The 26285-nt window shown below is 64.8% G+C and carries 20 protein-coding genes and 2 pseudogenes; 13 read left to right on the top strand and 9 right to left on the bottom strand.

Features of this window, described 5'->3' with window-relative positions; all coding sequences use genetic code 11:
- Nucleotides 1-629: 629 nt before the first annotated feature.
- The 4 genes and pseudogenes from BVH06_RS26170 to BVH06_RS01770 all read right to left on the bottom strand — a co-directional run bounded on the left by BVH06_RS26170 (nucleotide 630) and on the right by BVH06_RS01770 (nucleotide 5153).
- The gene (locus BVH06_RS26170; protein WP_371915260.1) at nucleotides 630-1334 is read right to left on the bottom strand and encodes a methyl-accepting chemotaxis protein; all 705 of its coding nucleotides are present in this window, start codon (nucleotides 1332-1334) and stop codon (nucleotides 630-632) included.
- Between the two features lie 420 nt (nucleotides 1335-1754).
- A pseudogene (locus BVH06_RS26165) lies at nucleotides 1755-2267 on the bottom strand (MCP four helix bundle domain-containing protein); the annotation flags it as partial.
- Nucleotides 2268-2506: 239 nt separating this feature from the next.
- Nucleotides 2507-4141 carry a methyl-accepting chemotaxis protein gene (locus BVH06_RS01775; protein ID WP_075932975.1) on the bottom strand — a complete coding sequence of 545 codons (1635 nt, stop codon included), beginning with the start codon at nucleotides 4139-4141 and terminating at the stop codon, nucleotides 2507-2509.
- Nucleotides 4142-4424: 283 nt separating this feature from the next.
- Nucleotides 4425-5153 carry a GntR family transcriptional regulator gene (locus BVH06_RS01770; RefSeq protein ID WP_075932974.1) on the bottom strand — a complete coding sequence of 243 codons (729 nt, stop codon included), beginning with the start codon at nucleotides 5151-5153 and terminating at the stop codon, nucleotides 4425-4427.
- 173 nt (nucleotides 5154-5326) lie between these two features.
- Between BVH06_RS01770 and BVH06_RS01765 the strand changes: the two genes are divergently transcribed.
- Together BVH06_RS01765 and BVH06_RS01760 are read left to right on the top strand one after the other, a co-directional pair.
- Nucleotides 5327-6148, top strand: coding sequence for an amidohydrolase (locus BVH06_RS01765; protein ID WP_075932973.1), 822 nt, complete (start codon nucleotides 5327-5329; stop codon nucleotides 6146-6148).
- A 28-nt stretch (nucleotides 6149-6176) separates the two neighbouring features.
- The gene (locus BVH06_RS01760; protein WP_075932972.1) at nucleotides 6177-7478 is read left to right on the top strand and encodes an SLC13 family permease; all 1302 of its coding nucleotides are present in this window, start codon (nucleotides 6177-6179) and stop codon (nucleotides 7476-7478) included.
- A gap of 46 nt (nucleotides 7479-7524) precedes the next feature.
- On the opposite strand, the gene BVH06_RS01755 is transcribed toward BVH06_RS01760, so the two are convergent.
- Nucleotides 7525-8541: a helix-turn-helix domain-containing protein gene (locus BVH06_RS01755; RefSeq protein ID WP_371915259.1), complete on the bottom strand. Its 1017-nt coding sequence runs from the start codon at nucleotides 8539-8541 to the stop codon at nucleotides 7525-7527.
- Between the two features lie 317 nt (nucleotides 8542-8858).
- On the opposite strand from BVH06_RS01755, the gene BVH06_RS01750 reads away from it, so the two are divergent.
- From BVH06_RS01750 to BVH06_RS25960, 7 genes and pseudogenes are all read left to right on the top strand, one after another.
- A complete protein-coding gene (locus BVH06_RS01750) occupies nucleotides 8859-10109 on the top strand; it encodes a dienelactone hydrolase family protein (protein WP_075929610.1) in 1251 nt (416 codons plus the stop codon).
- Nucleotides 10110-10112: 3 nt separating this feature from the next.
- The gene (locus tag BVH06_RS01745) at nucleotides 10113-10907 is read left to right on the top strand and encodes an SDR family oxidoreductase (protein ID WP_075929609.1); all 795 of its coding nucleotides are present in this window, start codon (nucleotides 10113-10115) and stop codon (nucleotides 10905-10907) included.
- Between the two features lie 77 nt (nucleotides 10908-10984).
- Entirely contained in the window at nucleotides 10985-12223 is a 1239-nt protein-coding gene (locus tag BVH06_RS01740; RefSeq protein ID WP_075929608.1) for a styrene monooxygenase/indole monooxygenase family protein, read from the top strand.
- Nucleotides 12224-12236: 13 nt separating this feature from the next.
- The gene (locus BVH06_RS01735) at nucleotides 12237-12758 is read left to right on the top strand and encodes a flavin reductase family protein (protein WP_075929607.1); all 522 of its coding nucleotides are present in this window, start codon (nucleotides 12237-12239) and stop codon (nucleotides 12756-12758) included.
- Between the two features lie 35 nt (nucleotides 12759-12793).
- Nucleotides 12794-13726: a transporter gene (locus BVH06_RS01730; protein ID WP_075932971.1), complete on the top strand. Its 933-nt coding sequence runs from the start codon at nucleotides 12794-12796 to the stop codon at nucleotides 13724-13726.
- Between the two features lie 131 nt (nucleotides 13727-13857).
- A pseudogene (locus tag BVH06_RS01725) lies at nucleotides 13858-14991 on the top strand (methyl-accepting chemotaxis protein); the annotation flags it as partial.
- A gap of 18 nt (nucleotides 14992-15009) precedes the next feature.
- Nucleotides 15010-15372 carry a hypothetical protein gene (locus tag BVH06_RS25960; protein ID WP_256575106.1) on the top strand — a complete coding sequence of 121 codons (363 nt, stop codon included), beginning with the start codon at nucleotides 15010-15012 and terminating at the stop codon, nucleotides 15370-15372.
- A gap of 36 nt (nucleotides 15373-15408) precedes the next feature.
- On the opposite strand, the gene antC is transcribed toward BVH06_RS25960, so the two are convergent.
- From antC to BVH06_RS01705, 4 genes are all read right to left on the bottom strand, one after another.
- The gene (gene antC, locus BVH06_RS01720) at nucleotides 15409-16443 is read right to left on the bottom strand and encodes an anthranilate 1,2-dioxygenase electron transfer component AntC (RefSeq protein ID WP_075932970.1); all 1035 of its coding nucleotides are present in this window, start codon (nucleotides 16441-16443) and stop codon (nucleotides 15409-15411) included.
- Nucleotides 16444-16453: 10 nt separating this feature from the next.
- Nucleotides 16454-16948 (bottom strand): anthranilate 1,2-dioxygenase small subunit, encoded by a 495-nt coding sequence (gene antB / locus BVH06_RS01715; protein ID WP_075929603.1) that lies wholly within the window; start codon nucleotides 16946-16948, stop codon nucleotides 16454-16456.
- Nucleotides 16945-18336 carry an anthranilate 1,2-dioxygenase large subunit gene (gene antA, locus BVH06_RS01710; protein WP_075932969.1) on the bottom strand — a complete coding sequence of 464 codons (1392 nt, stop codon included), beginning with the start codon at nucleotides 18334-18336 and terminating at the stop codon, nucleotides 16945-16947. The genes antB and antA overlap by 4 nt, the downstream gene beginning before the upstream one ends.
- A gap of 308 nt (nucleotides 18337-18644) precedes the next feature.
- Nucleotides 18645-19772 carry a PQQ-dependent sugar dehydrogenase gene (locus BVH06_RS01705; RefSeq protein ID WP_075932968.1) on the bottom strand — a complete coding sequence of 376 codons (1128 nt, stop codon included), beginning with the start codon at nucleotides 19770-19772 and terminating at the stop codon, nucleotides 18645-18647.
- 170 nt (nucleotides 19773-19942) lie between these two features.
- Between BVH06_RS01705 and BVH06_RS01700 the strand changes: the two genes are divergently transcribed.
- From BVH06_RS01700 to BVH06_RS01685, 4 genes are all read left to right on the top strand, one after another.
- A complete protein-coding gene (locus tag BVH06_RS01700) occupies nucleotides 19943-23356 on the top strand; it encodes an AAA family ATPase (protein ID WP_075932967.1) in 3414 nt (1137 codons plus the stop codon).
- Nucleotides 23357-23375: 19 nt separating this feature from the next.
- Nucleotides 23376-23810 carry a hypothetical protein gene (locus BVH06_RS01695; RefSeq protein ID WP_139315536.1) on the top strand — a complete coding sequence of 145 codons (435 nt, stop codon included), beginning with the start codon at nucleotides 23376-23378 and terminating at the stop codon, nucleotides 23808-23810.
- A gap of 143 nt (nucleotides 23811-23953) precedes the next feature.
- Nucleotides 23954-25597, top strand: a complete 1644-nt coding sequence (locus tag BVH06_RS01690; protein ID WP_075932977.1) for a glucan biosynthesis protein D — start codon at nucleotides 23954-23956, stop codon at nucleotides 25595-25597.
- A 102-nt stretch (nucleotides 25598-25699) separates the two neighbouring features.
- Entirely contained in the window at nucleotides 25700-26251 is a 552-nt protein-coding gene (locus BVH06_RS01685; protein WP_075929598.1) for a YaeQ family protein, read from the top strand.
- Nucleotides 26252-26285 lie beyond the last annotated feature (34 nt).

Here is a 26285-nt window from a genome sequence, read left to right as displayed (position 1 = left end):
GTTTGCGGTGAGTATGGGGTGGGGGAATTCTCCCACTGTCTGGCTTGTCGCTTGCAGAAGCCGCGCATGTCCCTCCACCCCCGACAGGTTCCTAGCCTAGAACATACAAGCCGCGACCTCGCGGCGAATCGCTCAGGCACCGCCGAAACAGGCAGTCAGGCTGCAATCGTTTCGCCCCGAGGTCGGGGCTCCCACAGGTTGGTTTGAGTGTCTGCTTCTGCCTTGTAGGTGCCACTTCATGCGCATACAAGACGTTGAACAGGTTCTAAGAACTTGGCTCGTTTTTGTGGGAGCCGCGACCTCGCGGCGAATTAGTCAGGCACCGCCGATAGGCAGTCAGGCTGCAATCGTTTCGCCCCGAGGTCGGGGCTCCCACAAGTTGGTTTGAGTGGCCGCTTCTGCCTTGTAGTTGCCGCTTCATGCGTAGATAAGACTTTGAACAGGCTCTGAGAACTTGGTCCGTTTTTGTGGGAGCCGCGACCTCGCGGCGATTCGCTCAGGCACTGCCGAAATAGGCAGTCAGGCTGCAATCGTTTGGCCCCGAGGTCGGGGCTCCCACAGGTTGGTTTTAGTGGCCGCTTCTTCCTTGTAGCTGCCGCCTCATGCTCATAGAGGTCATGAGCAGGCTTTCAGGCCTTGAAGAAACTCACCCGCTCGATAAGCCGGCGGGCCAGGGACGACAATTCCTCGCTGGCCGCGGAAACCTGGGTGGAGCCGGCGGTGGTTTCTACCGTGCTGGCGTGAATGCGGCTAATGTTCTGGTTGACGTCTTCTGCCACCAGGCTCTGCTGCTGAGCGGCGCTGGCGATCTGCGCGTTCATGTCCTTGATCGCCCCGACTTCCTGGCGAATGCGGCCTAGGGCCTGTTCGGTCTCGGCGGTCTGCTCGACCGTCTTGCGGGCCATCTGGCTACTCGTCTGCATGATCTGTGCGGCACCGCTGGCACCGGCCTGCAGCTGTTCGATCATGCCGCTGATTTCCCGGGTCGAGGTCTGCGTGCGGCTGGCCAGCGAACGTACTTCATCGGCCACCACGGCAAAGCCGCGGCCATGCTCGCCCGCCCGCGCCGCTTCGATGGCGGCATTGAGCGCCAGCAGGTTGGTCTGGTCGGCGATCGCGGTGATCACCGCGATGATGGTCTCGATGTTGCTGCTGTCGCGGGCCAGTTGCTCGACCTGCTCGGCAGCCGCGTCGAGCACCTTGGCCAGCTCCTGAATCGCCTGGCCGCCCTGAGTCACCAACTGGCTGCCGGTTTCCACTTCGCCATCGGCGTTGCGGGTGGCCGAGGCAGCGGTGCCGGCATAACCGGCCACTTCGTTGACTGTCGCGGCCATCTGGTTGATGGCCGCGGCCATCTGCTCGGCCTCTTCGGACTGCGCCTGCAACTGGCGGTTGTTGCTGGCCGATGTGGCGCGCAACTGATCGGACGCCAGGTTCAGCTCGTCGGCGGCGCTGCGCACCTGGGCGATGGTATCGCCGAGGCGCGCGCTCATGTCCTTGACGGCGCCCATCACGCTGTTCGGGTAACGCGTCTCGATGCGCTGATCGAGGGCGCCGCCGGCCAGGCGCTGGATGACCTCGGCCACCTGGTGAGGCTCGGCGCCCAGCGTCGAGCGCAGGCGGCGGATGATCAGCAGGGAGACGACCACGCTGAGCAGGATCGCCACGCTGGTGACGGTCACGATCAGCAGGCCGAAGCTGCCCGCGGTTTCACGCACGCCATCCAGGCTGGTGGTGATGTCCTTTTCCTGCAGGTCGATGAAGGCGTTGATGCGCTTGAGCCATTCGGTATAGGCGCCCGCCACGTCCCGTGACAGCAGCGTCTGCGCGCCCTCGATATTGCCACCCTGGCGCTGGCTGATCAGTTGCCGGGTCAGTTGGCGGGCGGTGTTTTCGATGGCCTTGATCTGGCTGAGCTGGCGTTGTTCCTCGGCGCTCGCGGTGCTGGCAGTGAGCAACTTGTCCAGCGGCGCAGCCGATTGCTGGTAGAAGGCGTCGAGGCGCTCGATGTTCTGCAGTTGCTCGTTCAGCGCGGCGGGCTCGCGGACCAGGACCAGGTCTCGGATGGCGATGGCACGGTCGTGCACGCTGCCGCGGAAGTTGATCGCATAGCGCTGTTTGAGGCTGGCGCCGTCGTTGACTTCACTGAGGCTGCTATCGATCACCTGCACGCGCTGGATGCCGACCAGGGCGACCAGAATCATCAGCGACAACACCAACCCGAAACCCATGGCCAGACGCTGGGCGATCGTTAGCGGTTGCGACATCTTGGGTACCTATGGGCAGAAGGGCCGGTTTGCTCCAGCGCTCGTTGGGCTCGCAGGAGGGGATGGCCAGGGAACGCTGAGGCTAATGTTTGCACAGAGGAAAGCAAGCGTTTTGTGATGGCTAATTGATGCTATAGCTTGCCGCTATGGCCCGCCGTTTGGCGTTTTGCGTACGCCCATGTAACGGGTGCCGATTCCGCTGCGAACGCATGCGAAGTGCGTTCGCAGCAGGGCAGGGCTCAGACGCGGAACTGCCCCAGCAGGCGACCGAGTTGCTCGGCCAGTTGCTTGAGGTGCTGGCTGGCAGCGCTCGATTGATCGGCCGACTCGGCGGTGCTGTGGGCCAGAGCGGCGGTCTCGGTGACGTTCTGGTTGATGTCGTCGACCACGTGGGATTGCTGCAGCGTGGCGCTGGCGATCGAGGCGTTGAGGCCGGTCAGGTTGCGCAGCGACTGGGCGATCTGCGCCAGGCTTTCGCCGGCCTGGCTGGCTTGTTCGACGGTCAGGCGCGAAGCGTGGCTGCTGTCGCCGATGGCTTTCACCGCCGCCTGCGAGTTGGTCTGCAGGCGCTCGATCATGCCCTGGATCTCGGCCGTGGATTTCTGCGTGCGCTGGGCCAGCAGGCGCACCTCGTCGGCGACCACGGCGAAGCCGCGGCCCTGTTCACCGGCCCGGGCGGCCTCGATGGCGGCGTTGAGCGCCAGCAGGTTGGTCTGCTCGGCAATCGAGCGAATCACTTCCAGCACCCCGCCGATCTGCGTGCTTTCGCTGGCCAGCGACTCGATCACCGCCACGGCCTTGTCGATGGTGCCGGACAGCTGGTCGATCTGCTTGAGGCTGGCGTCGATATTGTGCTGGCCCTGGCGCGCCTGCTCTTCGGCGGTGCGCACTTCGCTGGAGGCGTGCTCGGCGTTCTTGGCCACGTCCTGCACGCCGTAGGTGACTTCGTTGACCGCGGTGGCGACCAGCTCCATTTGCTGGGCCTGCTGTTGACTGTGCTGCTGAGCGGCGCTGGAAATGTCGCCGAGCGAATGCGCGGCCTGGTCGAGCGAGGAGGCGGAATCGAGCAACTGGCGAATCACCTGGCGCATCTTGCCGGTGAAGGCATTGAAGTGTCCGGCCAGAGCAGCGAGCTCATCACGACCCTGGTCATCGAGTTTGTGGGTCAGATCACCCTGGCCGCTGGCGATGTCGGCCATGGCCGCGACGGCCTGCTGCAGCGGCGTGGCGATGCTGCGCGAAATCATCACCACCAGAACGATCAGCAGCAGGGTGGCCGGCACGCCGATGGCCAGGGCCTTCATTGCCTGGGATTTGAACTCGGCCTGCACGTCGTCGACGTAAACGCCCGAGCCGATGATCCAGCCCCAGGGCTGGAACAGCTCGACGTAGGAAATCTTCGGTACCGGCTCGCTGGCGCCTGGTTTGGGCCAGCGATAATCGACCGGGCCGGCGCCCTGGCGCTTGGCGATGGCGACCATCTCGTTGAACAGCGCCTTGCCGTCCGGATCCTTGAGGGCGGACAGGTTCTGTCCCTCGAGTTTGGCGTTGGTCGGATGCATGATCATGGTCGGCGTCTGATCGTTGATCCAGAAGTACTCCTGGCCGCCGTAGCGCAGGCCGCGGATCACCTCGATCGCCTGCTTCTGCGCCTGCTCGCGGCTCAGCGTGCCGTTGGCCTCCAGGCCCTGGTAATACTTGAGCAGGCCCACGGCCGTCTGCACCACGTGCTGAGTCTTCTCGGCCTTGCCGGCGTAGAGGCCAACGCTGATCTGGTTGAGCATGTAGGCGCCGAGCAGCACCAGCATCAGCACCGGCATCGCGATGATGAGCCAGAGACGACGATTGATCGGCAAGCGACGCAAGCTGTTCATGGGGGCATTCCTGACAGTGTTGTTCTTGTTATGGCTGCCGATGCAAAACAGCAGCAATCTTTACGCACCTGATAGCACTTCGATAGTGCGGCGTAAATCGAAAAAATGCAGGCTTGATGTTTTTTAACATCGGAATAGTCAAACGCGCCTGCAACGGGGCCCTCAGGTCATCGGACGTCCGTTGAGAGGGCGTTCGAAAGCAACCCGGCCGCGCGCCGTGAAGCACGCAACGAATTGAGGGGACAGGGCAGATTTGGCCACGCGGTGGAGCGTGGCGCCCACGTCAGCAGATATCGATCTGGTAGCGGAAGTTGGCCGCCGCAGCGCGCGACAGACGGTATTCCAGCGGGCTGCGGTCGTAGCCCAGGGCCGTACGTTCGATCACCACGATGGGGTCACCCTCGCCGATGGCCAGGGTGCCGGCCATCTCGGCATCGGCGCTGCCAACGGTCAGGGTCTCGCGGGCCGAGGCGATGCACTGGCCGCACTGCTTCTCGTAGAAGGGGTAGAGCAGGTCACCGAAGGTGGCCGAGTCGATATCCAGCAGCACGATGAAGCGCGACGCGGGCAGCCAGATCTCCTCGTGGAACAGCGTGCGCTCTTCGATCACCCGCAGGCGTTCCATACGCAGCACCTGCTCACTGCTTTTCAGGGCGAGTGCCTTGGCGATTTCCCTGGACGGCTTTTGCAGGGCCTTGGAAAGAATCCGGCTGGAAGGGATTTCCCGGCCACCGCTGGCGTTCACCTGGCGAAAGAAGCGCGCCAGCGATGCATCGAAGTTCGGTCGGCGCACGAAGGTGCCGCGGCCTTGACTGCGCAGCAGCAGCCCCTCGTTGACCAGGGTGTCCACCGCCTTGCGCACCGTGCCTATGGCCACGCCGTAGAGCTTGGTCAGCTCCGCTTCGGTGGGAATCGGTGCGCCGGGTGACCACTCGCCAGCGGCGATCTTGGCCAGCATCTCTTCGCGCAGCCGTTGGTACAGCGGCAGGCGTTCGTCGTATCCGAGAGTCATCGCGTCTTTGTGTCCGTTGCAACAGGCAGGCGCCACTCTACCACCGCCTGATCGATTGACAGAATGGCTGAAGCGAATATATGGTCAACCATTCATATATATGACTGCATGTCGTGATAACAGTGGCTGGCACCAGTGCCGGTCTCCATAACAATCGATCAGGTAACGCCTCAATGAGCACCTCTCGCCCTGCCATCACCGGCATCGACACCCACGCGCATATCTTTCGCCAGGATCTGCCGATGGTTGCCAACCGTCGCTACAGCCCCGCTTACGATGCGCTGGTGGAGCAGTACCTCGGCCACTTGGACCACCATGGTTTGTCCCATGGCGTGCTGATCCAGCCGAGCTTTCTGGGCACCGACAACAGCTTCATGGTCGAGGCGCTGCGCCGTTTCCCCGAGCGCCTGCGCGGCGTGGCAGTGGTCGATGCCGACATCGACGACGCGCAGCTGGACGCGCTCGCGGCAGCCGGCGTGGTAGGCATTCGCCTGAACCTGATCGGCAAGGCGCTGCAGGATTACACCGGCCCGGCGTGGAACGCCTTGTTCGAGCGCCTGGCGCGTCGTGGCTGGCAGGTGGAAATCCAGCGTGGTATCGATGACCTGGCGCAGATCGTGCCGGCCATCGTCGCCACCGGCGTGGAAGTAGTGATCGATCATTTCGGTCTGCCGAACCACGGCATCGATGAGCAGAACCCCAATCACCGGGCATTTCTGCAGCTGCTCGGCGATTCAAGGGTGTGGCTGAAGCTGTCGGCGGCCTACCGCAGCCAGTCCGACCTGCCCCAGGCGACTCGGGTGCTGGCGCAGGTACGTGAGGCGGCAGGCGGCCTCGAGCGCTTCCTGTGGGGCAGCGATTGGCCCAACACCCAGTTCGAAGATCGGACACACTATGCCGAGCAATTGGCGCTGATCGAGGCGCTGTTGGAGCCGGCCGAGCGCGCCCAGGTGCTGGTAGCCAACCCCGCCCGTCTGTTCGGCTTCACCCGCTGATCGCCCGCATACACAGGAAGCCTTCATCATGATGAGCCTGCTCGTCGTCGCGGCGATCGTTATCTCCGTGGCCCTCGGTTACAAGACCAAGATCAACATCGGCCTGTTCGCCATTGCCTTCGCTTACCTGATCGGCTGCTTCGGCATGGGCCTGAGCCCGTCCGACGTCATCAACATGTGGCCGCTGAAGATCTTCTTCATCATCTTCTCGGTATGCCTGTTCTACAGCTTCGCCACGGTCAACGGCACCCTGGAGAAACTCGCCGAACACCTGATCTACACCTGCCGCGCCTTCCCACAGTTGCTGCCTTTCGCGGTGTTCGCCACCGCCGGGATGATCGCCGCCATGGGGGCGGGCTACTACACGGTGCTGGCATTCATGGCGCCAATCACCCTGCTGCTCTGCGAGCGTACCGGCATGAGCCTGATCCTCGGCGGCATGGCGGTGAACTACGGAGCGTTGACCGGTGCCAACTTCGTGTCCAGCCAGAGCGGCATCATCTTTCGCGGCCTGATGACCGGCGCCGGCATCTCCGAGAACGATGCCTTCATCAATGCCTTCGGCATCTTCCTCAGCACCCTGGTGATTCCGCTGGTAGTGATCAGTGCCTTCGTGTTCCTCACCGGGCACGGCAAGTCGATGAAGAACTCGTCCTTTGTGGCCACGCCACCGGCGCCTCTGAACCGCGAGCAGCGCATCACCCTGTGGCTGACCCTGGCGATGATGGTCATCGTGCTCGCCGCGCCCATCGCTCATATCGTCCTGCCGGACAACGCTACCGTCACCTTCGTCAATTCGAAGATGGATATCGGCCTGATCGCCAGCCTGTTCTCGGTGATCGCCCTGCTGCTCAAGCTCGGTGACGAGCGCAAGGCCATGGCCTCGGTGCCGTGGAGCACGCTTATCATGATCTGCGGCGTGGGCATGTTGATCTCGGTGGCGATCAAGGCCGGCACCATCGACATCCTCGCCTCGTGGATCGGCAGCACCATCCCGCCGGTTCTGGTGCCGGTGGTGTTCGGCATCATTGCCGCGATCATGTCGATTTTCGCGAGTACCCTGGGCGTGGTGACGCCGGCGCTTTTCCCCATCGTGCCGCCGATCGCCGCGACCATGGGTATCGAGCCGATGGTGATCTTCATCGCCATCGTGGTCGGTGCCCAAGCCACTTCGATCTCGCCGTTCGCCTCCGGCGGCAGCCTGATCCTCGGCTCCTGCACCTCGGAGCAGAGCCGCACCGCGCTGTTCCCACAGTTGCTGTTCAAGGCCGCGCCCATCGGTTTCGTGGCGGCGCTGGTGTTCAACGTGCTGCTCACGTTCGTTTACTGACCGATCCGAGGGTCCGCTGCCCGGGTGCTACTCGGGCAGCGCAGGATCAGCGCCGATAGCGCAAGGTCGCCGATGGCAGCTCGCCGTAGCGTTTGCGGTACTCCTGCGAAAACCGTCCTAGGTGGGTGAAGCCCCATTTCAGGGCGATATCAGTGACCGACTCTCCTTTTTCGTGGCGCAGCGCTTCATGTACGCGCTGCATGCGTACTTCGCGCAGGAACGTCATGGGACTGGTACCGCGGAACTCGCGAAAACCGGAAAACAGCGTACGCACGCTGACCCCCACATGGGCCGCCAGTTGCTCGACGGTCAGCGGCTCGTGGGCGTGATCGAGAATGTACTCCTCGCTGCGTTTGACGAAGTAGGGCGAAACCTGGCGCTCGTTGGAGAGCGCATCGACCATGCGTTGCATGGTATTCGGCTGCCCGTAGAGCAGGGCGTTGATCAGGGTCGCCTCGAACTGCTTGAGCACCATCGGCTGATGGATGGGATGATCGGCACAGGTCAGTGCATCGGTCAGGGTCGACAGCAATTGCAGGAAATAGCGGGCACCCGGTTTATCCAGATCGAAAGCTGGCATGAAGCGCAGCGGCGTTTCCAGGCGCCGGCCAAGATGCTGCGCGCAGTGGCTTTCCACGTATTCGCGTTCGAAGCGTAACGCTAGCTGCGGTGCGTCGGCGGCCCAGTGCATCGACACCGGCGTGTCCGGGGAAATCAGCGAGGCGCAGTCTGGCGACGAGGTAAAGCTGTGACCATCGCAGCTTATTTCGGCGCTGCCCTTGAGCGGGATCTGGATCAGGAAGAAGTTTTCCAGGCTGCCGGGGTCGATGCGCACTGCAGAACCGTACTCCAGGCGACTCAGTGACAGGCGCCCAAGACTGACGTGATGCATTGACGCGCTGATGCCACGTGTCGACCCGACCAGGCTCAGATCGTGGGGCTTGAATACGCCGCTGACCTTTTCGCAAATGCTGTCGCGGTCGTTGAGCAGGAACAGTCGGTTGTGTACCGAGAACAAAGGGGTGCGCAAAAAACGCGTACCTCCGTTCGCATTGAACTCCATATTCATGAACACCTCACCCGCATGCACGATTTCAAGGCAGTGTGTGCCATTGCGTTACCGGGTCATTGCACGATCCGGATAGTCGCTGCAGTGAGCGGATACTGCGGCACCTCTGCTGTTTCTTATTGGCACGCTTGGCCGTGCCTACCGCTGTCGAAGCAATACCTGCGCCAGCTACGAGAGGCCTCTGTGACAGCTTGGTGAAAGGGCCGCAAATTTTCCGCGGATCAAGGACAGTCGGTGCGCTAGGCGGATAGTGCGCCGACGCCAAGCAGCTTCACCATCGTTTCCAACATCACCGGACGTTGGAGACACACATGAAAGGTCGCTATGTCAGCGTTGCCAGCAATGGCGGCGGAGTGTTCCAGGCTTATATGGCCACCGCCATTGGCGGTCGCGGCCCGGGCGTCGTGCTCTGCCAGGAGATCTTCGGGGTCAACGAGGCCATGCGCCTCGTGGCCGATCACCTGGCCGAAGAGGGCTACACCGTGCTGGTGCCGGACCTGTACTGGCGCCAGCAGGCGGGCGTCGAGCTGGGCTACACCCCTGATGACTTCGAGAAGGCCCTGGCGCTGTACCAGGCTTACGACGAGAACCACGGTGTGGCCGATATCGACGCCAGCCTGGCCTTGCTCAAAGCCCTCCCCGAGTGCAGCGATGCCGGGCTCGGCGTGGTCGGTTACTGCCTGGGCGGCAAGCTCGCCTACCTGGCCGGCTGTCGCCTGCCGCAGGTAGCCTGCGCCGTGGGCTACTACGGGGTCGGCATCGAGAATGCCCTGGATGAGTTGGAGGGGTTGCAGGGGCGCTTGGTGCTGCACCTCGCCGAGCAGGATGGTTTCTGCCCGGAGCCGGCCCGCAAGGCGATCGTCGCGGCGCTGGCGCAACGCCCAGGCACCGAGGCCTACGTCTACCCAGGTGTCGACCACGCCTTCGCCCGCCCGGCCGGGCATCATTACCACAAGCCTTCCGCGCTACTCGCCCATGAGCGCAGCATCGCCGCTCTGCGCCGCACCATCGGCCCGGACTACAACCTCTCGGACCTGTGGGAGGAGCACATCCGCCACGAGTTCGACACCCGCGACGTGCCGGCGACCATGGCCACCATGGTGCCCGAGCCCTACGTCAACCACATTCCCACCATGACCGGTGGCGTGGGTTACCGCGAGCTGGCGCGCTTCTATCGCTACCACTTCGTTCACGGCAACCCCAGGGACATGGTGCTGACGCCGATTTCGCGCACTGTCGGCGCCTCGCAGATCGTCGACGAATTCGTCATGAGCTTCACCCATGACCAGGCGATCGACTGGCTGCTGCCCGGCGTCGCGCCTACCGGCCGCTTCGTCGAGATTCCCATGCTCGGTGTGGTCAAGTTCCGTGGGCCGAAGCTGTACCACGAGCACATCTACTGGGATCAGGCCAGCGTGCTGGTGCAGATCGGCCTGCTCGATCCCGCGGGCCTGCCGGTGGCCGGTGCCGAAACCGCGCACAAGCTGCTCGACGAGAGCCTGCCCTCCAACACCTTGATGCCGAGCTGGCCGACCAGCGCCGGCAAGCCGATCGAGGGCTGAGCCATGAACCTGCACAGTCTCGACGGCAAGGTCGCCGTGATCAGCGGCGGCGCCACCCTGATCGGCCGCGCGGTGGCCGAGGCGCTGCTTGCCGCCGGTGCCCGCGTGGCCATTCTCGACATCGACCCGCAGGGCGCCGCCGTCGCGGATGAGTTGGGCAGCGATGCGTTGTTCATCGCTCTGGATCTGACCGACGATGCTGCCTCGGCGGCGGCCCTCGACAGCATCCATGGGCAGTTCGGCAAGGTCGATCTGCTGGTCAACCTGGCCTGTACCTACCTCGACGACGGCCTGGCCTCGACCCGCGCTGACTGGCTGCGTGCCCTGGACATCAACCTGGTGTCGGCGGTGATGCTCACCCAGGCGCTGTGCGCCGACTTGCAGGCGAGCCGTGGCGCAGTGGTCAATTTCACCTCGATTTCCGCGCAGTGCGCGCAGACCGGGCGCTGGATCTACCCGGTATCCAAGGCCGCCATGCTGCAACTGACGCGCAGCATGGCGATGGATCTGGCGCCGCTGGGCATTCGCGTCAATTCGGTGTCGCCAGGCTGGACCTGGTCGCGGGTGATCGCCGAGGTCAGTGGCGGCGATCGCGCCCATGCCGACCGCGTGGCCGCCGACTTCCACCTGCTCGGGCGCCTGGGCGAGCCGGCGGAGGTGGCCCAGGTGGTCGCCTTTCTCTGCTCGCCAGCGGCCAGCTTCGTCACCGGTGCCGATTATGCGGTGGACGGTGGTTACTCGGTGATGGGGCCGGAGCGCAACCAGCCGGCCATCCCACGTCTCGCCGAACGGGAGTGAGCCTCATGAGCAATCCCTTCTGGCGCCTTTTCAACGGTTTCACCCCAACCCGCCACTCGACTCCCCGGAGGACTCCCATGCGTAGAATCGCCATCGTCGGGGCCGGCCAGGCCGGCCTGCAACTGGGCATCGGCCTGCTCGCCCAGGGCTACCACGTTACCCTCACCACCAACCGCAGCGGCGAACAGGTGCGCGGCGGCAAGGTGATGTCCAGCCAATGCATGTTCAACAACGCCCTGCAGACCGAGCGCGATCTCGGCCTGAATTTCTGGGAGGAGCAATGCCCGGCGGTAGAGGGCATCGGCCTGTGCGTGCCCAACCCGGAGCGCCCGGGCGAGAAGCTGATCGACTGGAGCGCGCGCCTGGATCGTTATGCCCAGGCCGTCGACCAGCGCCTGAAGATGCCGGCCTGGATGGACGAGTTCGAGCGCCGTGGCGGCGAGCTGATCATCCAGGACGTCGGCCTGCCCGAGCTGGAGCAACTGACCCAGAGTCATGACCTGACCCTGCTGGCCGCCGGCAAGGGCGAGGTGGTCAACCTGTTCGCCCGCGACACCGAGCGCACCGTGTTCCAGCAACCGCAACGCGCCCTGGCACTGACCTACGTCAAGGGCATGATGCCCAAGTCGCCTTATTCGCGGGTGGCCTTCAACCTCATTCCCGGCATCGGCGAGTACTTCGTGTTCCCCGCCCTGACCCTCAATGGGCCGTGCGAGATCATGGTCTTCGAGGGTGTACCCGGTGGCCCGATGGACTGCTGGCAGGACGTCACCTCGCCTGAGCAGCATCTTGAGCGCAGCCTGGAGATCGTCCAGCGCTACGCCCCCTGGGAAGCCGAGCGCTGTCGCAACCTGGAACTGACCGACGCAGGCGGCGTGCTCGCCGGGCGCTTCACCCCAATGGTGCGCAAACCGCTGCTGCGCCTGCCGTCCGGGCGCACCGTGTTCGGTATGGCCGATGCTCTGGTAGTCAACGACCCGATCACCGGGCAGGGCTCCAACAACGCCGCCAAGTGCAGCAAGGTCTACCTCGACGCCATTCTCGCCCAGGGCAGCGCCGCTTTCACCCCGGAGTGGATGCAGCAAACCTTCGAGCGCTACTGGGACTACGCCGGCCAGGTGGTCAAGTGGACCAATAGCCTGCTCACCCCACCGCCCCCGCACATCCTCGAACTGCTCGGCGCCGCCGGCCAGTCGCAGGCCATCGCCGCGCAGATCGCCAACGCCTTCGACGACCCGCGCCGCTTCGCGCCCTGGTGGTTCGACGCCGCGCAGTGCCAGGACTTCATCCAAAGCCATATCAACCGTGCCGCCTGATCGGGAGACCGCCATGAACGATTCCACGCTTATCGCAGTCGACGGCGTCGAGCCGCGCAGCCTGCGCAATCTGCTCGGCCAGTTCGCCACCGGGGTGACGGTGATCACCACCCGCACCGCCGACGGACGCCGGGTAGGTATGACCGCCAACTCCTTCTCCTCGGTGTCGCTCGAGCCGCCCCTGGTGCTCTGGAGTTTGGCGCGTAGCGCGCCGAGCCTGACGGACTTCCTTGCCGCCAGCCACTTCGCCATCAACGTGCTGGGCAGTGACCAGCATGGCCTGTCCGGGCATTTCGCCCGCCCGGCGACGGACAAGTTCGCCGGCATCGACTGCGAAGACGGGCCAGCCGGCGTGCCGCTGCTGAATGGCGCCATCGCAACCCTGGTGTGCCGTAACGGCACGCAGTACGAGGGCGGCGATCACCTGATCTTCCTTGGCGAGATCGAGCATTACCGACACAGCGGCGGAGAACCGCTGGTCTTCCATGCCGGGCAGTATCGGGTCGCCGTCGCGCACCCGGCCATCGCCCTCTGAGTCTGCCGCCAATACGACAATGACAGGAGCCTTGCATGTCTCAGATCCGCTATCTTCCGCTGGCCTTGGCAATTGCCACCAGCGGCGCTCACGCCTATGACCTTCCCGTGGTCAACCTGGGGCTGACCAGCTTTCTCGACGGTGGCTTGCCGGCCGGGTCCGGTTGGTACCTGCAGCAGTATTTCCAGCACTACAGTGCCGATCGCCTGCGTGATCGCAACGGTGATCGCATCGGACTGCCGAAGACCGATCTCGAGTATCAGGTGGCGGTGACGCAGCTGAGTTACCTGTCCGATCTGCGCGTGGGCAACGCCAGCCTGGGCCTCAACGCGGTGCTGCCGATCGTCACCAAGATGGATGTCGACGACGGCCTGAACAACGCGGCCCTCAAGGCGCAAAGCGGCATGGGCGATCTGCTGGTCGGACCGTTCATCCAGTTCGACCCGATCATGGGCCCGGACGGCCCGCGCTTCGTGCACCGCATCGAACTGCAGGTGAACCTGCCGACCGGCGAGTACAGCGACAAGCGCGACATCAACCCGGGCAATAACGCCGTATCGTTCAACCCCTACTGGGCGGCGACCTACTGGTTCAGCCCCAAGTGGTCGGCCTCGGTGCGCGCGCACTACCTGTACAACTTGCGCAACGACGACCCCAGCTACGCCTTCGGTGACGTCTCCGATATTCAGGCCGGGCAGGCGCTGCACGCCAACGTCGCCACCGAGTACGCGGTCACCCCGCAACTGCGTCTGGGCCTAAATGGCTACTGGCTCAAGCAGATCAGCGACACCAAGATCGACGGCCACGAGGTATCCGGGCGCCGTGAGAAGGTCTGGGCCATCGGCCCGGGGGCGATGTACAGCTTCTCCAGGGAAGACCACCTGGTGGTCAACGCCTACTTCGAGCAGGACGTGGAAAACCGCCCGGACGGCAGCCGCCTGCAGGTGCGCTACATCCATCACTTCTGACCCTGGCCACCTGCCGGTGCCCCTCCGGCAGGTCTTTTTCTGCTGCGCCGTGCTGGCGCCTGTGATTTCCCGCTACCGGCCGCGACTCGGACGTGCCGAGGCTGGCCGGTGGCCCGAGCCGGAGAGCCTCGATGGACGACCATCCACTGATTTGCCGCACCGACCTCCAGGGGCGGATCACCTTCTGCACCCAGGCTTTCGCCGAGTACCACGGTTACCAGGCCGGCGAACTGTTGCAACGACCCTTCGCCCTGCTGCGCCACGCGGACATGCCGCCGGCGCTGTTCGCCCACCTCTGGCGCACCCTTGGTCAACAGCGCATCTGGCTCGGCCCGCTGTGCAACCGCCACCGTGACGGGCAAGCGCTGTGGCTCGAGCTGTACATCAAACCGGTGCATGGCGCGCAGGGCATCAGCGGTTATGGCGCGCTCTACCAACCACTGGACGAAGCGGCGCGGCAGCGTACCGAACGGGCTCTGGCGCGAGTGCGCCGCGGGCAGGCACCGGGGCGCGCCCTGCATGGTTGGTTGCGGGGCGCATGGCCCTGGCTGGCAGCCAGTGCGGCACTATTGGCCGGCGCGCCGCTACTGCCCATGGGCTGGGCCGAACAGGGCCTGGCCCTGGGCTGTGTGCTGGGTGCGGGGCTGGTCTCGCAGCGGCGCCAGGCGCGGTGCATGCAGAGCCTGCTGGAAGGTGGGCGAGCGCTGTGCAACGACCCCTGGCTGGCCGGTTTTCTCGATGATGAGCCGGTGGCCGGGCGTGTGGCATTGGCCCTGCGCAGTGAGGCACGACGCCTGCAGACGGCGCTTATGCGTATCGGCGCCGCGGGCGGCCAGCTCGAACAGCGTGCCGCAGAGGTCGCTCACCTGATCCGCCACGAAGCGGCGCGCCTCGATTTGCAACGCGACAGCAATCATCAAGCGGCCACGGCCCTGCATGAGCTGGCGGCGACCATCCAGGAGGTCACCAGCAATGTGCAGGGCGCCAGCCAGGGCACCGCGGATGCCAGTATGCAGACGACACACAGCCGGCACCTCGCCGCCCGTGCACAGGCCGCGTTGGGGCAGCTCGACGCGGCGGTGGCGGGCGCTGCGACGGCCGCGCAGCACGTGGGGGCGGCGGTCACGGACATCACCGACTTCACCCGGCTGATCGGCGAGATAGCCGAACAGACCAATCTGCTTGCGCTCAATGCTGCCATCGAGGCGGCCCGGGCTGGCGAAGCCGGGCGTGGTTTCGGTGTGGTCGCCGACGAGGTGCGCCAGTAGGCTTCACGCACGCAGATGGCGACGGGGCAGATCCGCCCATTGCTGGAACGGTTGCAACAGACGGCCGAGCACAATGGCGAGCAGGCCGGGCGCTGCCAGGTGCTGGCCCAGGACGCCGACGGTCAATTGCGCGAGATGATCCGTGGGCTGGCGGATGTGGACGACCGGCTGCAGGACGTCAATGCCCTCGGCCAGCAGATCGCCGTGGCCATGCAGGAGCAGGAGCAGGTCATCGGCCTGCTCGACGAGCAGGTGCAGGGCGCTGTCGCCGATGTCGCGCAAAGTGCGCAAAGAACCCGTGAGGTCGAGCGCCTGGGCACCAGCCTGCACGAACAGGCGGCGGCGCTGATCCAGTTGGCGCGGTATTTCGATCGTTGAGAGCGGTGGCGCCGGCCAGGGACGGCGCCGGAGCGATCAGCGCCGGGCTGCGGCGCTTTGCAGGAACTTCTCGCTATACAGGCGGGCGTCGCCCAGCCCCGCCTCGTCGAGCCAGCTACGCACCGCATCGACCATCGGTGGCGGGCCGCACAGGTACATGTCGAAGGGCTGCGCCGCCAGCGTGCTGCGGTCGAAATGCTCGGGAATATAGCCGCGCAGGCCGGTCCAGGCCGGCGTGGGCTGGCTGACCACGGGCAGGTAGTCGAAGTCGGCGATGCGCCCGCGGTAGTTCTCCAGACGCTCGCGCTCGCACAGATCGGCGTCCTGATTCACCCCGTAGAACAGCCGCACGGGTTGGCCGCAGCCGCCGCGCTCGGCCATCTCGTCGAGCATACCGAGGAACGCCGACAGCCCCGTGCCGCCTGCCACCAGCAGCAGTGGCCGCTCGATCTGGCGCAGGTAGAAACTGCCCATCGGCAATTCCAGCTCCAGGTGCTGGCCGACCTGGCAGCGCTCGCGCAGGAAGTTGCTCATCACCCCGTCGGGCAGCAGACGAATGAGGAACTGCAGGTGGTTCTGTTCGTTGGGCCGGTTGGCGAAAGAGTAGGCGCGCCATTGCTCGGTGCCCGGCACTTTCAGGCGCGCGTACTGGCCGGGCAGAAAGCGCAGGGTGCTGCCCTGGGTGATGGCGTCGAGGTGGAGGATGGCGGTACTCGGCGACACCTGTTCGAGCGCCGTGACCACGGCCTCGACGCGCTCCAGCGAGTTGGCGTGGCACAGGCTGGAATCGAGGTCGAAGTAGAAGGTGGCATCCGACTGCACGCGGGTCTGGCAGGCGAGCATCTTGCGCTGCGCCAGATCACGTTCACTGAGGGCTTCCTCGTCGACGTAATCCTGCTGGTAGCGGCCCGCTTCGCAGCGGCCCTGGCAGGTACCGCAAACCCCTTCGCGGCAGTCCAGCGGTAGGCTGATGCCCTGGCGCAACGCGGCGTCGAGCAGCAGCTCACCGGGTTTGACCCCGATGAACAGTGTCTTGCCGTCGGCGAAACTAAGCGCGACGTTATGGCTCATGGCGTGCCTCCTAGAGGTGGTAGAAGTCGAGCACGGAGTTGATGGTGTCGTTGAGCAGCAGGACGTGCTTGCGGCTGATGCGGAAGTCGTCTCCGCCCAGCTCACGCAGGTGGTAGATGGCCTGGCCGTAGAATTGCTCGGAAATGCCGTGGCGGGTGTACAAGGTGTTCCAGCCAACCTTCGCTTCGAGCTGGCCGTCGTCGAGCCGCTGAAGACGCAGGTTGCTGATCTGATGCAGGGTGCGTGGCAGCGGCGTAGAGGCCGCCGACTTGCCGGTGCGCAGGCGGAACACGCGGTCCTCCAGACCCGAGCGGTCGGCGTAGTAGATGTACGACAGGCCTTGCTGCGGGTCCTGCACGTACTCGTGCTCGCTGATCCACTGCGGCAGGTGGAACAGGCTGTCCTCGTCGAACAGGGCGATGTAGGCGTCCCAGTCCTGGGCATCGCAGAGCGCGGCTTTGCGGTAGAGGAACTGCTCCACCGCGTAATGCAGGTTCGGGTTCATGCGGACACCTCGGCAGGTTGCAGGGCTTTCTGCGCCAGGCCATCGAGCAGGCGCAGCTGCCAGGCGCGGTGCTGGTTGACGTAGAGGCCTTCGTGGGTGAATTCGGTGCCGGTGAGCACCGGCTCGATGCCCAGGGCCTCGCTGTTTGGCGTCGGCCCTTCGGCCCACAGGTGGTGGCCACGGGATATGTCGCTCCAGCGCTCCAGGCGTGCCTGGAAACCGCGCTGGGCCTCGCGGAATTCCACCAGATCGTCCGGCGTCCCCATGCCCGAGACGTTGAAGAAATCCTCGAACTGGCGGATGCGGCTGGTACGGTCGGCGGCGGACTCGCCTTTCACGCCGATGCACTGGCTGATGATCTCGGTCTTGTTCCAGGCCACAGGGCGCACGATGCGTAGCTGCGAGCTGATCTGATCCATGAAGAACAGGCTTGGGTAGATGTTCAGGTTGCGCAGGCGGTGCATCATCCACTCGGCGCGGGCCTGGCCGTATTCCTCCACGAGGCGCGGCATCACGCTGGCGTAGCCGGGGCGCACCGTGGGGTTGGGCATGTCGCTGAACAGCAGGCTGTGGCCGTTGTTGAAGGAGAACCAGCCGTCATCGGTCTCGGCATCGCCGGCGCCGAGCTTGCTGTAGTCCAGGGTGCTGCTGGCGCCGCCTTTCTCGGCGTTGACTTGTTGGCGGTGCTGCACGGTGGATACATAGTTGTAGTGCACGGTGCTGACGTGATAACCGTCCAGGCCGTTCTCGTTCTGCAGCTTCCAGTTGCCCTCGTAGGTGTAGGTCGACTTGCCCGGCAGTACTTCCAGTTCGCCGGTGGGCGACTGTGCCACCATCATGTCGAAGAACACCTTGGCATCGCCAAGGTAGTCTTCCAGCGAATCGCTACCCTGGGTGTCCAGGCTGACGAAGACGAAACCCTTGTAACTCTGGATGCGTGCTTTCTTCAGGCCGCGGGTGGCCTTGTCGAAGCCTTCCGGGTACTCACCCGGCGCCTTGACCTTCACCAGGCGGCCGTCGCTCTTGTAGCACCAGGCATGGAACGGGCAGGTGAAGGTGGACTGGTTGCCCTTGCCGACGCGGGTGAGGGTGGCGCCGCGGTGCTGGCAGGCGTTGATCAGCGCGTGGAGTTCGCCGTTACCGTCACGGGTGATGATCAGTGGCTGGCGCCCGGCGCGCATGGTGATGAAGTCGTTCGGCTGGGCGATCTCGCTCTCGTGGCAGGCATAGATCCAGACCTTCTCGAAGATCAGCTCCATCTCCAGCTCGAACAGCCCGGGTTCGGTGAACAGGTCGCGGGCGACCCGGTAGACGCCCTCGGCTGGGCGAAAGTCGAGGCAGCCACGAATGTAGTCCTGCCATTGGGTCACGGTTCTTATGTTATTCATCTAGGGCTCCTTTCGAGTGGTCCGGATCGACTCGATTGAAGCGCCAGTGCGACCAGCTATCTATCCATTTACTGCGAGGCGACTATCCGCTCTTGCGATTACCTGCACTAATTGGATAGAGGTTGCACCGGATGTCCATCGGGGATGGCAGGTGCCAGGTTCTGCGGCAGGAGCGAGCCCTGGTGGAAGGGGGCAAGAGGGAAAGCCGGAGCGATTTCAGGCCGATCTCGAAAGTAACCAGGCCGCGGTTCAGGGTCTGGCCTCACACTCTTGGGTGGAGGCCGCCCGCATTAGTGTTCAGCGGCGTGTCACTTGGGCTGCAATTCCAGCAGCCGGCCACCGCTGCCATCCTCCAGCAGCCAGATGCTGCCATCCGGGCCTTGCTCCACTTCGCGGATGCGCGCGCCCATGTCGTAACGCTCGGCCTCGCGGGCGTCGTCGCCGTCGAAAGCGACGCGCACCAGCGCCTGGGACGACAGGCCGCCGATCAGCCCGGCGCCGTTCCAGTCGGGAAAGCGCTCGCCCTGGTAGATCACGAAGCCTGCCGGTGAAATGACCGGGTTCCAGGTGATCTTCGGGGCCTCGAATTCGGGGCGGGTGTCGTGATCGGGAATCGGTTTGCCGCCGTAGTGATCGCCGTTGGAAACCTCCGGGTAACCATAGTTTTCGCCGCGTACGATCAGGTTCAGCTCGTCGCCACCGGCCGGGCCCATTTCGTGCACCCACAGCTTGTCGTTGGCGTCGAAGGCGAGGCCGAGCATGTTGCGGTGGCCCAGCGACCACACTTGGGCGGCCACGCCACCCTGATCGGCGAAGGGATTGTCGGCCGGCAGGCTGCCGTCATCGTTGAGGCGCACCAGCTTGCCGAGGTTGGCCTTCATGTCCTGGGCCGGAGTGAATTTCTGCCGCTCGCTGGAGGTGATCCACAGCTTGCCATCCGGGCCGAATGCCAGGCGATGGCCGTAGTGCCCGGCACCGCTGACCTTGGGCGTTTGCTGCCAGATCACGCTCAGCTCGGTCAGTGCGCCGCTGCCGTCATCGTTGAGCTGCAGCTTGGCGCGGGCCACCGCCGCGCCGCGGGTGTCGCCGTCACCCGCTTCGGCGTAGCTGATATAGACGTACTGGTTGTTGGCGAAGTCGGGGTGCAGGATCACGTCGCCAAAACCGCCCTGGCCGCCGTAGGCGACTTCCGGAACACCGGCGATGTCGTGGCTCTTGCCGGTCTTGGGATCAACATGTTTGAGCACGCCGCGCTTCTCGGTCACCAGCAGCGTGCCGTCGGGCAGAAAGGTCATGGCCCATGGCTCATCCAGCGTGGCGCGCGGCTCGGCGGTGAACGGCCATTGCTCCTGGGGCAGGGCGTCAGCCGCTTGTGCGCCGAGGCTGGCGAGACCGAGTGCGATACCTCCGAGCAAAAGATGAACGGGACGGGTCATGGCGAATCTCTCCTGATAGCGGGCCTTACACGTTACCCGCCCGCCAAGGATGTAACAGGACGTTTTTGTTACCACGCACGTCAAACGATCTGCGTCGCTGCAAGGCCCCGCCAGCCGGCAACAATGCCACAATAGCGGCCTGCTACCGTTTCGAGCCCAGCCCTGCCTCCATGAAAATCCTCAGCCTGCGCCTGAAGAACCTCAACTCGCTCAAGGGCGAGTGGAAGATCGATTTCACTGCCGAGCCCTTCGCCAGCAATGGCCTGTTCGCCATCACCGGGCCGACCGGCGCGGGCAAGACCACGCTGCTCGATGCCATCTGCCTGGCGCTGTATCACCGCACCCCGCGCATGGACAAGGTCGGCGGCGAGAACGAGCTGATGACCCGGCACACTGCCGAATGCCTGGCCGAGGTCGAGTTTGCAGTGAAGGGCCAGGGCTATCGGGCGTTCTGGAGCCAGCGCCGTGCCCGCGACAAGGCCGACGGCGCCCTGCAGGGCGCCAAGGCCGAGCTGGCGCGGCTGGACGGGCAGATCATCACCGACAAGCTCAGCGAGAAACCCAAAGAGGTGGAGCGTCTCACCGGCCTGGATTTCGGTCGTTTCACCAAGTCCATGCTACTGGCCCAGGGCGGTTTCGCGGCTTTTCTCGAAGCCTCTGCCAACCAGCGCGCCGAGTTGCTCGAAGAGCTGACAGGCACCGACATCTACGGGCAGATTTCCCAGCGGGTGTTCGAGCAGACCCGTGAGGTGAAAACCGCCCTCGACCAACTCCGCGCCCGTGCCGAGGGTGTCGAGCTGCTGGGTGACGAACAACGCCAGGCGCTGGCCGACGAGGCGACGCAGTTGGCGGTCGAGGAGGGCGAGGCGCAGGGCGCGTTCGCCGAGGCTGGCCGCCAGCGCCAATGGCTGACCGACCTGGCGCGTGCCGAAGGCCAGGTGGCCGCTGCCGCCAGCCAGGTGGAGGTTGCCAGCCAGGCCGAGCGCGATGCGGTCAGCGACCTGGCGCGTCTGCAACTGAGTGAGCCCGCCCAGCGTCTGCAGCCGCTTTACCAGGCGCGGCGCGAGGCTGGCCGAGCCCTGGCCGCCAATCAAGAGCAGCAACGTAGCCTCCAGCAGGCATTCAGCCAAGCCGGTGAGCAGTCGCACGGCAGCCTGGAGCAGGCCGCACGGGCCAGCGCGGCGCTGGCCCTGGAAAAACGACAGGCAGTGCAACGGCTCGATGATGAATGCCAAGCCCTGGACGCCCAGTTGCAGGCCACCGCCGATCACCAGCGATTGGCCGCGCAGCTCAGCGGTTGGCAGCAAGCCTTCCAGGCTCGCGATCAGCTGCGTCAGACCCTCACTGCTTTGCAGGCGCGCCAACAGGCGGGAACAGACCAGTTGCAGCAATTCACCGCACAACTGAGTGGCCTCGCCCAATCGCTGCAGGCCGCCACCCAGGCCAGAACCGAAGCGGAGCGAGAGGCCAGCGAGGTGCAAGGGCGCTGGCAAGCCGCCCTGGCCGGTTACAGCGAGGCGCAGTGGCGTGAGCGTTGGCAGCAGGTGCACGCTCGCGGCAGCGCCCTGGAGCAACTGGCGCAACTGGCCGAGCGGCGCAGGCAATTGCTTCAGCAGCGTGAGCGCACGGCGGCCAGCCTGGCCCGCCAGCAACAAAGCCTGGTCGAGCAGGAGGCCGCGCGCTCGACGCTACGCGAGCGCTATCGCGAGGTGAAGCAGCGCTTGGCCGACCAGGAAAAGCTGCTCGAACAGGAGCAGCGCATCCGCGCGCTGGAAACCTATCGCGCGCAGTTGCAGGCCGACGAGCCCTGTCCGTTGTGCGGCGCCCTCGAACACCCGGCCATCGCCGCCTATCAGGCGCTGGACGTCTCGGCTACCCAGCAAGGGCGCGACGAGGCGCGGCAGGCGCTCGAGGCGCTGACCGAACAGGGGCAGAACCTCAGCAATAAGGTCGCCACCCTGCAGGCCCAAGTGGTGCAGAGCCAGGAGCAGGATCAGGAACTGCAGCGCCAGCTCGATGCCCTGGCGGCGACCTGGCAGCGCCTGGGGGAGGCACTCGACCCCCTGCCTGAAGACGATCAGGCCCTGGCCGCCGCGCAAACCCGCCAGCTTGCCGAGCACGTCGAGATCAACGCCACCCTCAAAACCCTCGATGGCCTCAAGGGTGAGCTCGAGCGCGCTCGGCAGAGCGCCAACATCGCCGGCCAGAAATACACCGCGGCGCAGCATCAGCAGGCCGCCATCGAGCATGAACGTGATCTCGTGGCGGCTGCTCAGCAGGCGCTGGACGAGCAGATGGGGGCGCAGAAGGAACGTTTGAATGCATCGCAGGCCGAACTGGCCGCGCAGCTGGCAGGCTTCGGCCATGAGGTGCCGGATGATGATGCTGCCTGGCTGGCCGCCCGCCAGGCCGAAGCCACTCGTTGGCAGGAGACGCAACAGCGACGCCAGGCGCTGGCCCAGCAACTGCCGGCGCTGCAGCACCAGGCCAGTGAGGCCGACAAGCAGGCGCAGCTATGGCAGGCGCGCTGGCAGGAGGCAGGTGGCGAGCCGGTTGCAACCGACTTGATGGAACAGGCCGCAACACGCCTCGAAACGGCCCAGACTAGCTGGGAAAGCGCCGAACGGCGCTGCCTGGAGCTGCGCATCACCCTGGACGGTATCGCCCAACAGCAGCTGGCGTTGCGTGAGGCCGAACAGACGGCAGCGCAGCAGTGGCAGGCGGCCCTGGCTGGCAGCCCGTTCGCGGACGAGACGGCGTTTCTCGCTGCTTCTCTCGATGATGGGCAGCGCGAACAGTTGCAGGCGCTCAAACAGCGCCTGGAGAAGGCCCAGACCGAAGCCCGTGCCCTGCAGGCCTCGGCGCAGGCGCAACTGGCCGCGCTGCAAGCCGAGCCACAAACCGAATACGACGCCGTTTACCTGGATGAGCGGCTGCAGGCCTTGCAGGCGACCCTGAGGCAGCTCGGCCAGCGCCAAGGCGAAATCCGCGGGCAATTGCAGGGCGACGAGCAACGGCGGCTCAACCAACAGGCGCTGTTCGAGACCATCGCCCGGCAGCAGGGCGAATACGACGGTTGGCAGCAGCTCAATAGCCTGATCGGCTCGGCAGACGGCGCCAAGTACCGACGTTTCGCCCAGGGCCTGACCCTCGGCCATCTGGTGCACCTGGCCAACGGGCAACTGCAGCGCCTGCATGGCCGCTATCAACTGGCGCGTAAATCCCTGGGCGAACTGGAGCTGGAGGTCGTCGACACCTGGCAGGGCGATGTGGCGCGTGACACACGCACCCTGTCCGGCGGCGAGAGCTTTCTGGTCAGTTTGGCGCTGGCCCTGGCGCTGTCCGATCTGGTCAGCCACAAGACGCGCATCGACTCGCTGTTTCTCGACGAAGGCTTCGGCACCCTGGACGGCGAAACCCTGGAGGTGGCCCTCGATGCACTGGACAATCTCAACGCCAGCGGCAAGATGATCGGTGTGATCAGCCACGTCGAGGCGCTCAAGGAGCGGGTTGCCGTGCAGCTCAAGGTCAACAAAGGTGTAGGCATGGGCTACAGCACCCTGGAGAAACGCTATGCGATTTGAATTTCTGGCAGCGTGCCTCTTGGCAACCAGCCTCGTGCATGCCGAAGACGTACAGAAAGACCACGGCCTGCAGCCGATGGACGAGCGCGGTTGCGTACTCGGCAATGCCGGCATGCAGGCGCCGACGCTGACGCTGATGGCCGCTGCCTATGGCGAGTCCGAGGCGCGCAAGGACATGGCGCTGGCGCAGATGAAACAGGCGCTGGAGGCCGGCTGTCCGGTCGACGAGCCGGACCAGATGGGGCTCTCGGCGCTCAATGGCGCCATCCTCTATGACGAGCCGGAATTGGTGGAGCTGTTGCTCGCCCACGGCGCCGATCCCAAGCGCAAGATCGTCAGCCCGAAGACCACCATCAACGGCCTCGACTCCTTCGCGTTTCTCGATCTGCTCGACAAGCGTGACGGCAAGCGCGATCGCAAGGCCATCCGCGCGCTGCTGGCGGCTCACCGCTAGCGTTTCGCTTGTAGCCGGGGCGTGATTGGCAGCGGTTGCGAATTCACCGCGGAACCATGTGGCGGGTAGGGCTATCTGTTGTAGGGATTTTTCATTGCCCTGACTAGGGCGTGTGCAGACTCCTTACCGATTCAGGGATGCCCATGCATAGACGTGACCTTCTCAAAGCCTCCATGATGCTGGCCGCCGCCAGTGGCCTGCCGGCCAGCCTGTTCAGCCTGCACAGCTTCGCCGAAACGGCGGACGGCGAGGCTGAACCCTTCGACTTCAAGCAACTGCAGGCGCGCGCCAAGAGCCTGGCCGGTCGGGCATACAAGAGCACCGCCGAAGTGCTGCCAGAGACCCTCGCCAAGCTGACGCCCCAGCAGTTCAACGCTATCCAGTACGATCCGGCGCACTCGCTGTGGAACGAGCTGGGCGGCCAGTTGGACGTACAGTTCTTCCACGTCGGCATGGGCTTTCGCCAGCCGGTGCGCATGCACGCCGTCGATCCCAAGAGCCGCCAGGCGCGCGAGGTGCATTTCCGCCCCGAGCTGTTCGAGTACGGCAAGAGTGGCGTGGACGTCGCGCAGCTCAAGGGCGACCTGGGCTTTGCCGGCCTGAAAGTGTTCAAGCAGCCGAACATCGCCAAGTACGACATCGTGTCGTTCCTTGGCGCTAGCTACTTCCGCGCGGTGGACAACACCGGCCAGTACGGCCTTTCGGCGCGCGGCCTGGCGGTCGACACCTTTACCGATACGCCGGAAGAATTCCCCGACTTCACCGAGTTCTGGTTCGAGACTCCGGACAAGGACGCCACCCGCTTCGTGCTCTACGCCCTGCTCGATTCGCCGAGCGCCACTGGCGCCTTCCGCTTCGATATCGACTGCCAGGAAAAGCAGGTGGTGATGGATATCGACGCCCATATCAATGCCCGCAAGACCATCAAGCAGCTCGGCATTTCGCCGATGACCAGCATGTTCTCCTGCGGTGGCCATGAGCGGCGCATGTGCGACTTCATCGCCACGGCGATCCACGACAGCGATCGCCTGTCCATGTGGCGCGGCAACGGCGAGTGGGTCTGCCGGCCGCTGAACAACCCGGAAAAACTGCAGTTCAACGCCTTCGCCGACACCAACCCGAAGGGCTTTGGCCTGGTGCAGTACGACCATGACTTCAAGTCCTACCAGGACACCGTGGTCTGGTACAGCCGTCGCCCGAGCCTGTGGGTCGAGCCGACCACCCAGTGGGGCGAGGGCAGCATCGACCTGCTGGAGATTCCCACCACCGGCGAAACCATGGACAACATCGTCTGCTTCTGGAATCCCAAGCAGCCGATCGAGCCCGGCACCTCGCTGAACTTCGGCTACAAGCTCTACTGGGCCGCGCTGCCGCCGGTCAAACCGACCCTGGCGCAGGTTCACGCCACCCGTTCCGGCATGGGCGGCTTCACCCTCGGCTGGGCGCCGGGCGAACACTGGCCGAAAGTGTGGGCGCGGCGCTTCGCCATCGATTTCGCGGGCGGCCCGCTGGCCAAAATGGATGCCAAGGCCCAGGTCGAGGTAGTGGTCGAGGCTTCCCACGGCGAGGCCAAGGAATTCAGCATCCTGGCGCTGTATCCGGAGGTGGAAGGTTTCCGTGCGCAGTTCGACTGGTTCCCCACCAGCGACAGCGTCGAGCCGGTGAACATGCGTGCTTACCTGCGCCGCGTCGACAACAAGGAAGTGCTCAGCGAAACCTGGCTTTACCAGTATTTCCCGCCGGCGCCGGCAGAACGCCGCTATCCGGACTGGAAGAGCGATTCCTGATGGCCTGACACGTGACAAGCGCCTCCTTTGGGCGGCGCTCTGCCCACGTTCCTGGCCGGGCTGATAGACTGGCGCACTTTTCCGAATTCCAAGAAGTGCGCCATGGCCCTGCCGTCCACGACCTACAAGATCGATCTCAACCTCACCGATATCGATCGCAACATCTACGAAAGCCTGCGTTTCACCGTGGCCCGTCATCCTTCGGAAACCGAGGAACGTCTGGCGGCACGGCTGATCGCCTATGCGCTGTTCTACCAGAAGAACCTGGCCTTCGGTCGCGGCCTGTCGGATGTCGACGAGCCGGCGTTGTGGGAAAAGAGCCTGGATGGTCGCGTGCTGCACTGGATCGAAGTCGGCCAGCCGGACAGCGAGCGCATCACCTGGTGCTCGCGGCGTACCGAGAAATTCAGTCTGGTGGCCTACGGCAACCTGCGCGTGTGGCAGACCAAGTGCCTGGACCCGGTGCGCAGCCTGAAGAACATCAACGTCGTCGCCCTTGGTCAGGAAGCCCTGGCCGAGCTGTCCCAGGATCTGCCCCGTTCGCTGAGCTGGAGCGTGATGATCAGCGACGGCGAGCTTTTCGTCACCGACGAGCGCGGCCAGCACGAGATTCCCGTGGAGTGGCTGGCCGGCGAGCGTGACCTGAGCAACTGATGCAAACCGGGCCCGGCAACGCCGGGCTTCGGCC

Source organism: Pseudomonas sp. PA27(2017) (assembly GCF_001945445.1).
Classification (GTDB): domain Bacteria; phylum Pseudomonadota; class Gammaproteobacteria; order Pseudomonadales; family Pseudomonadaceae; genus Aquipseudomonas.
This window is presented reverse-complemented; position numbering and strand designations above follow the sequence as displayed.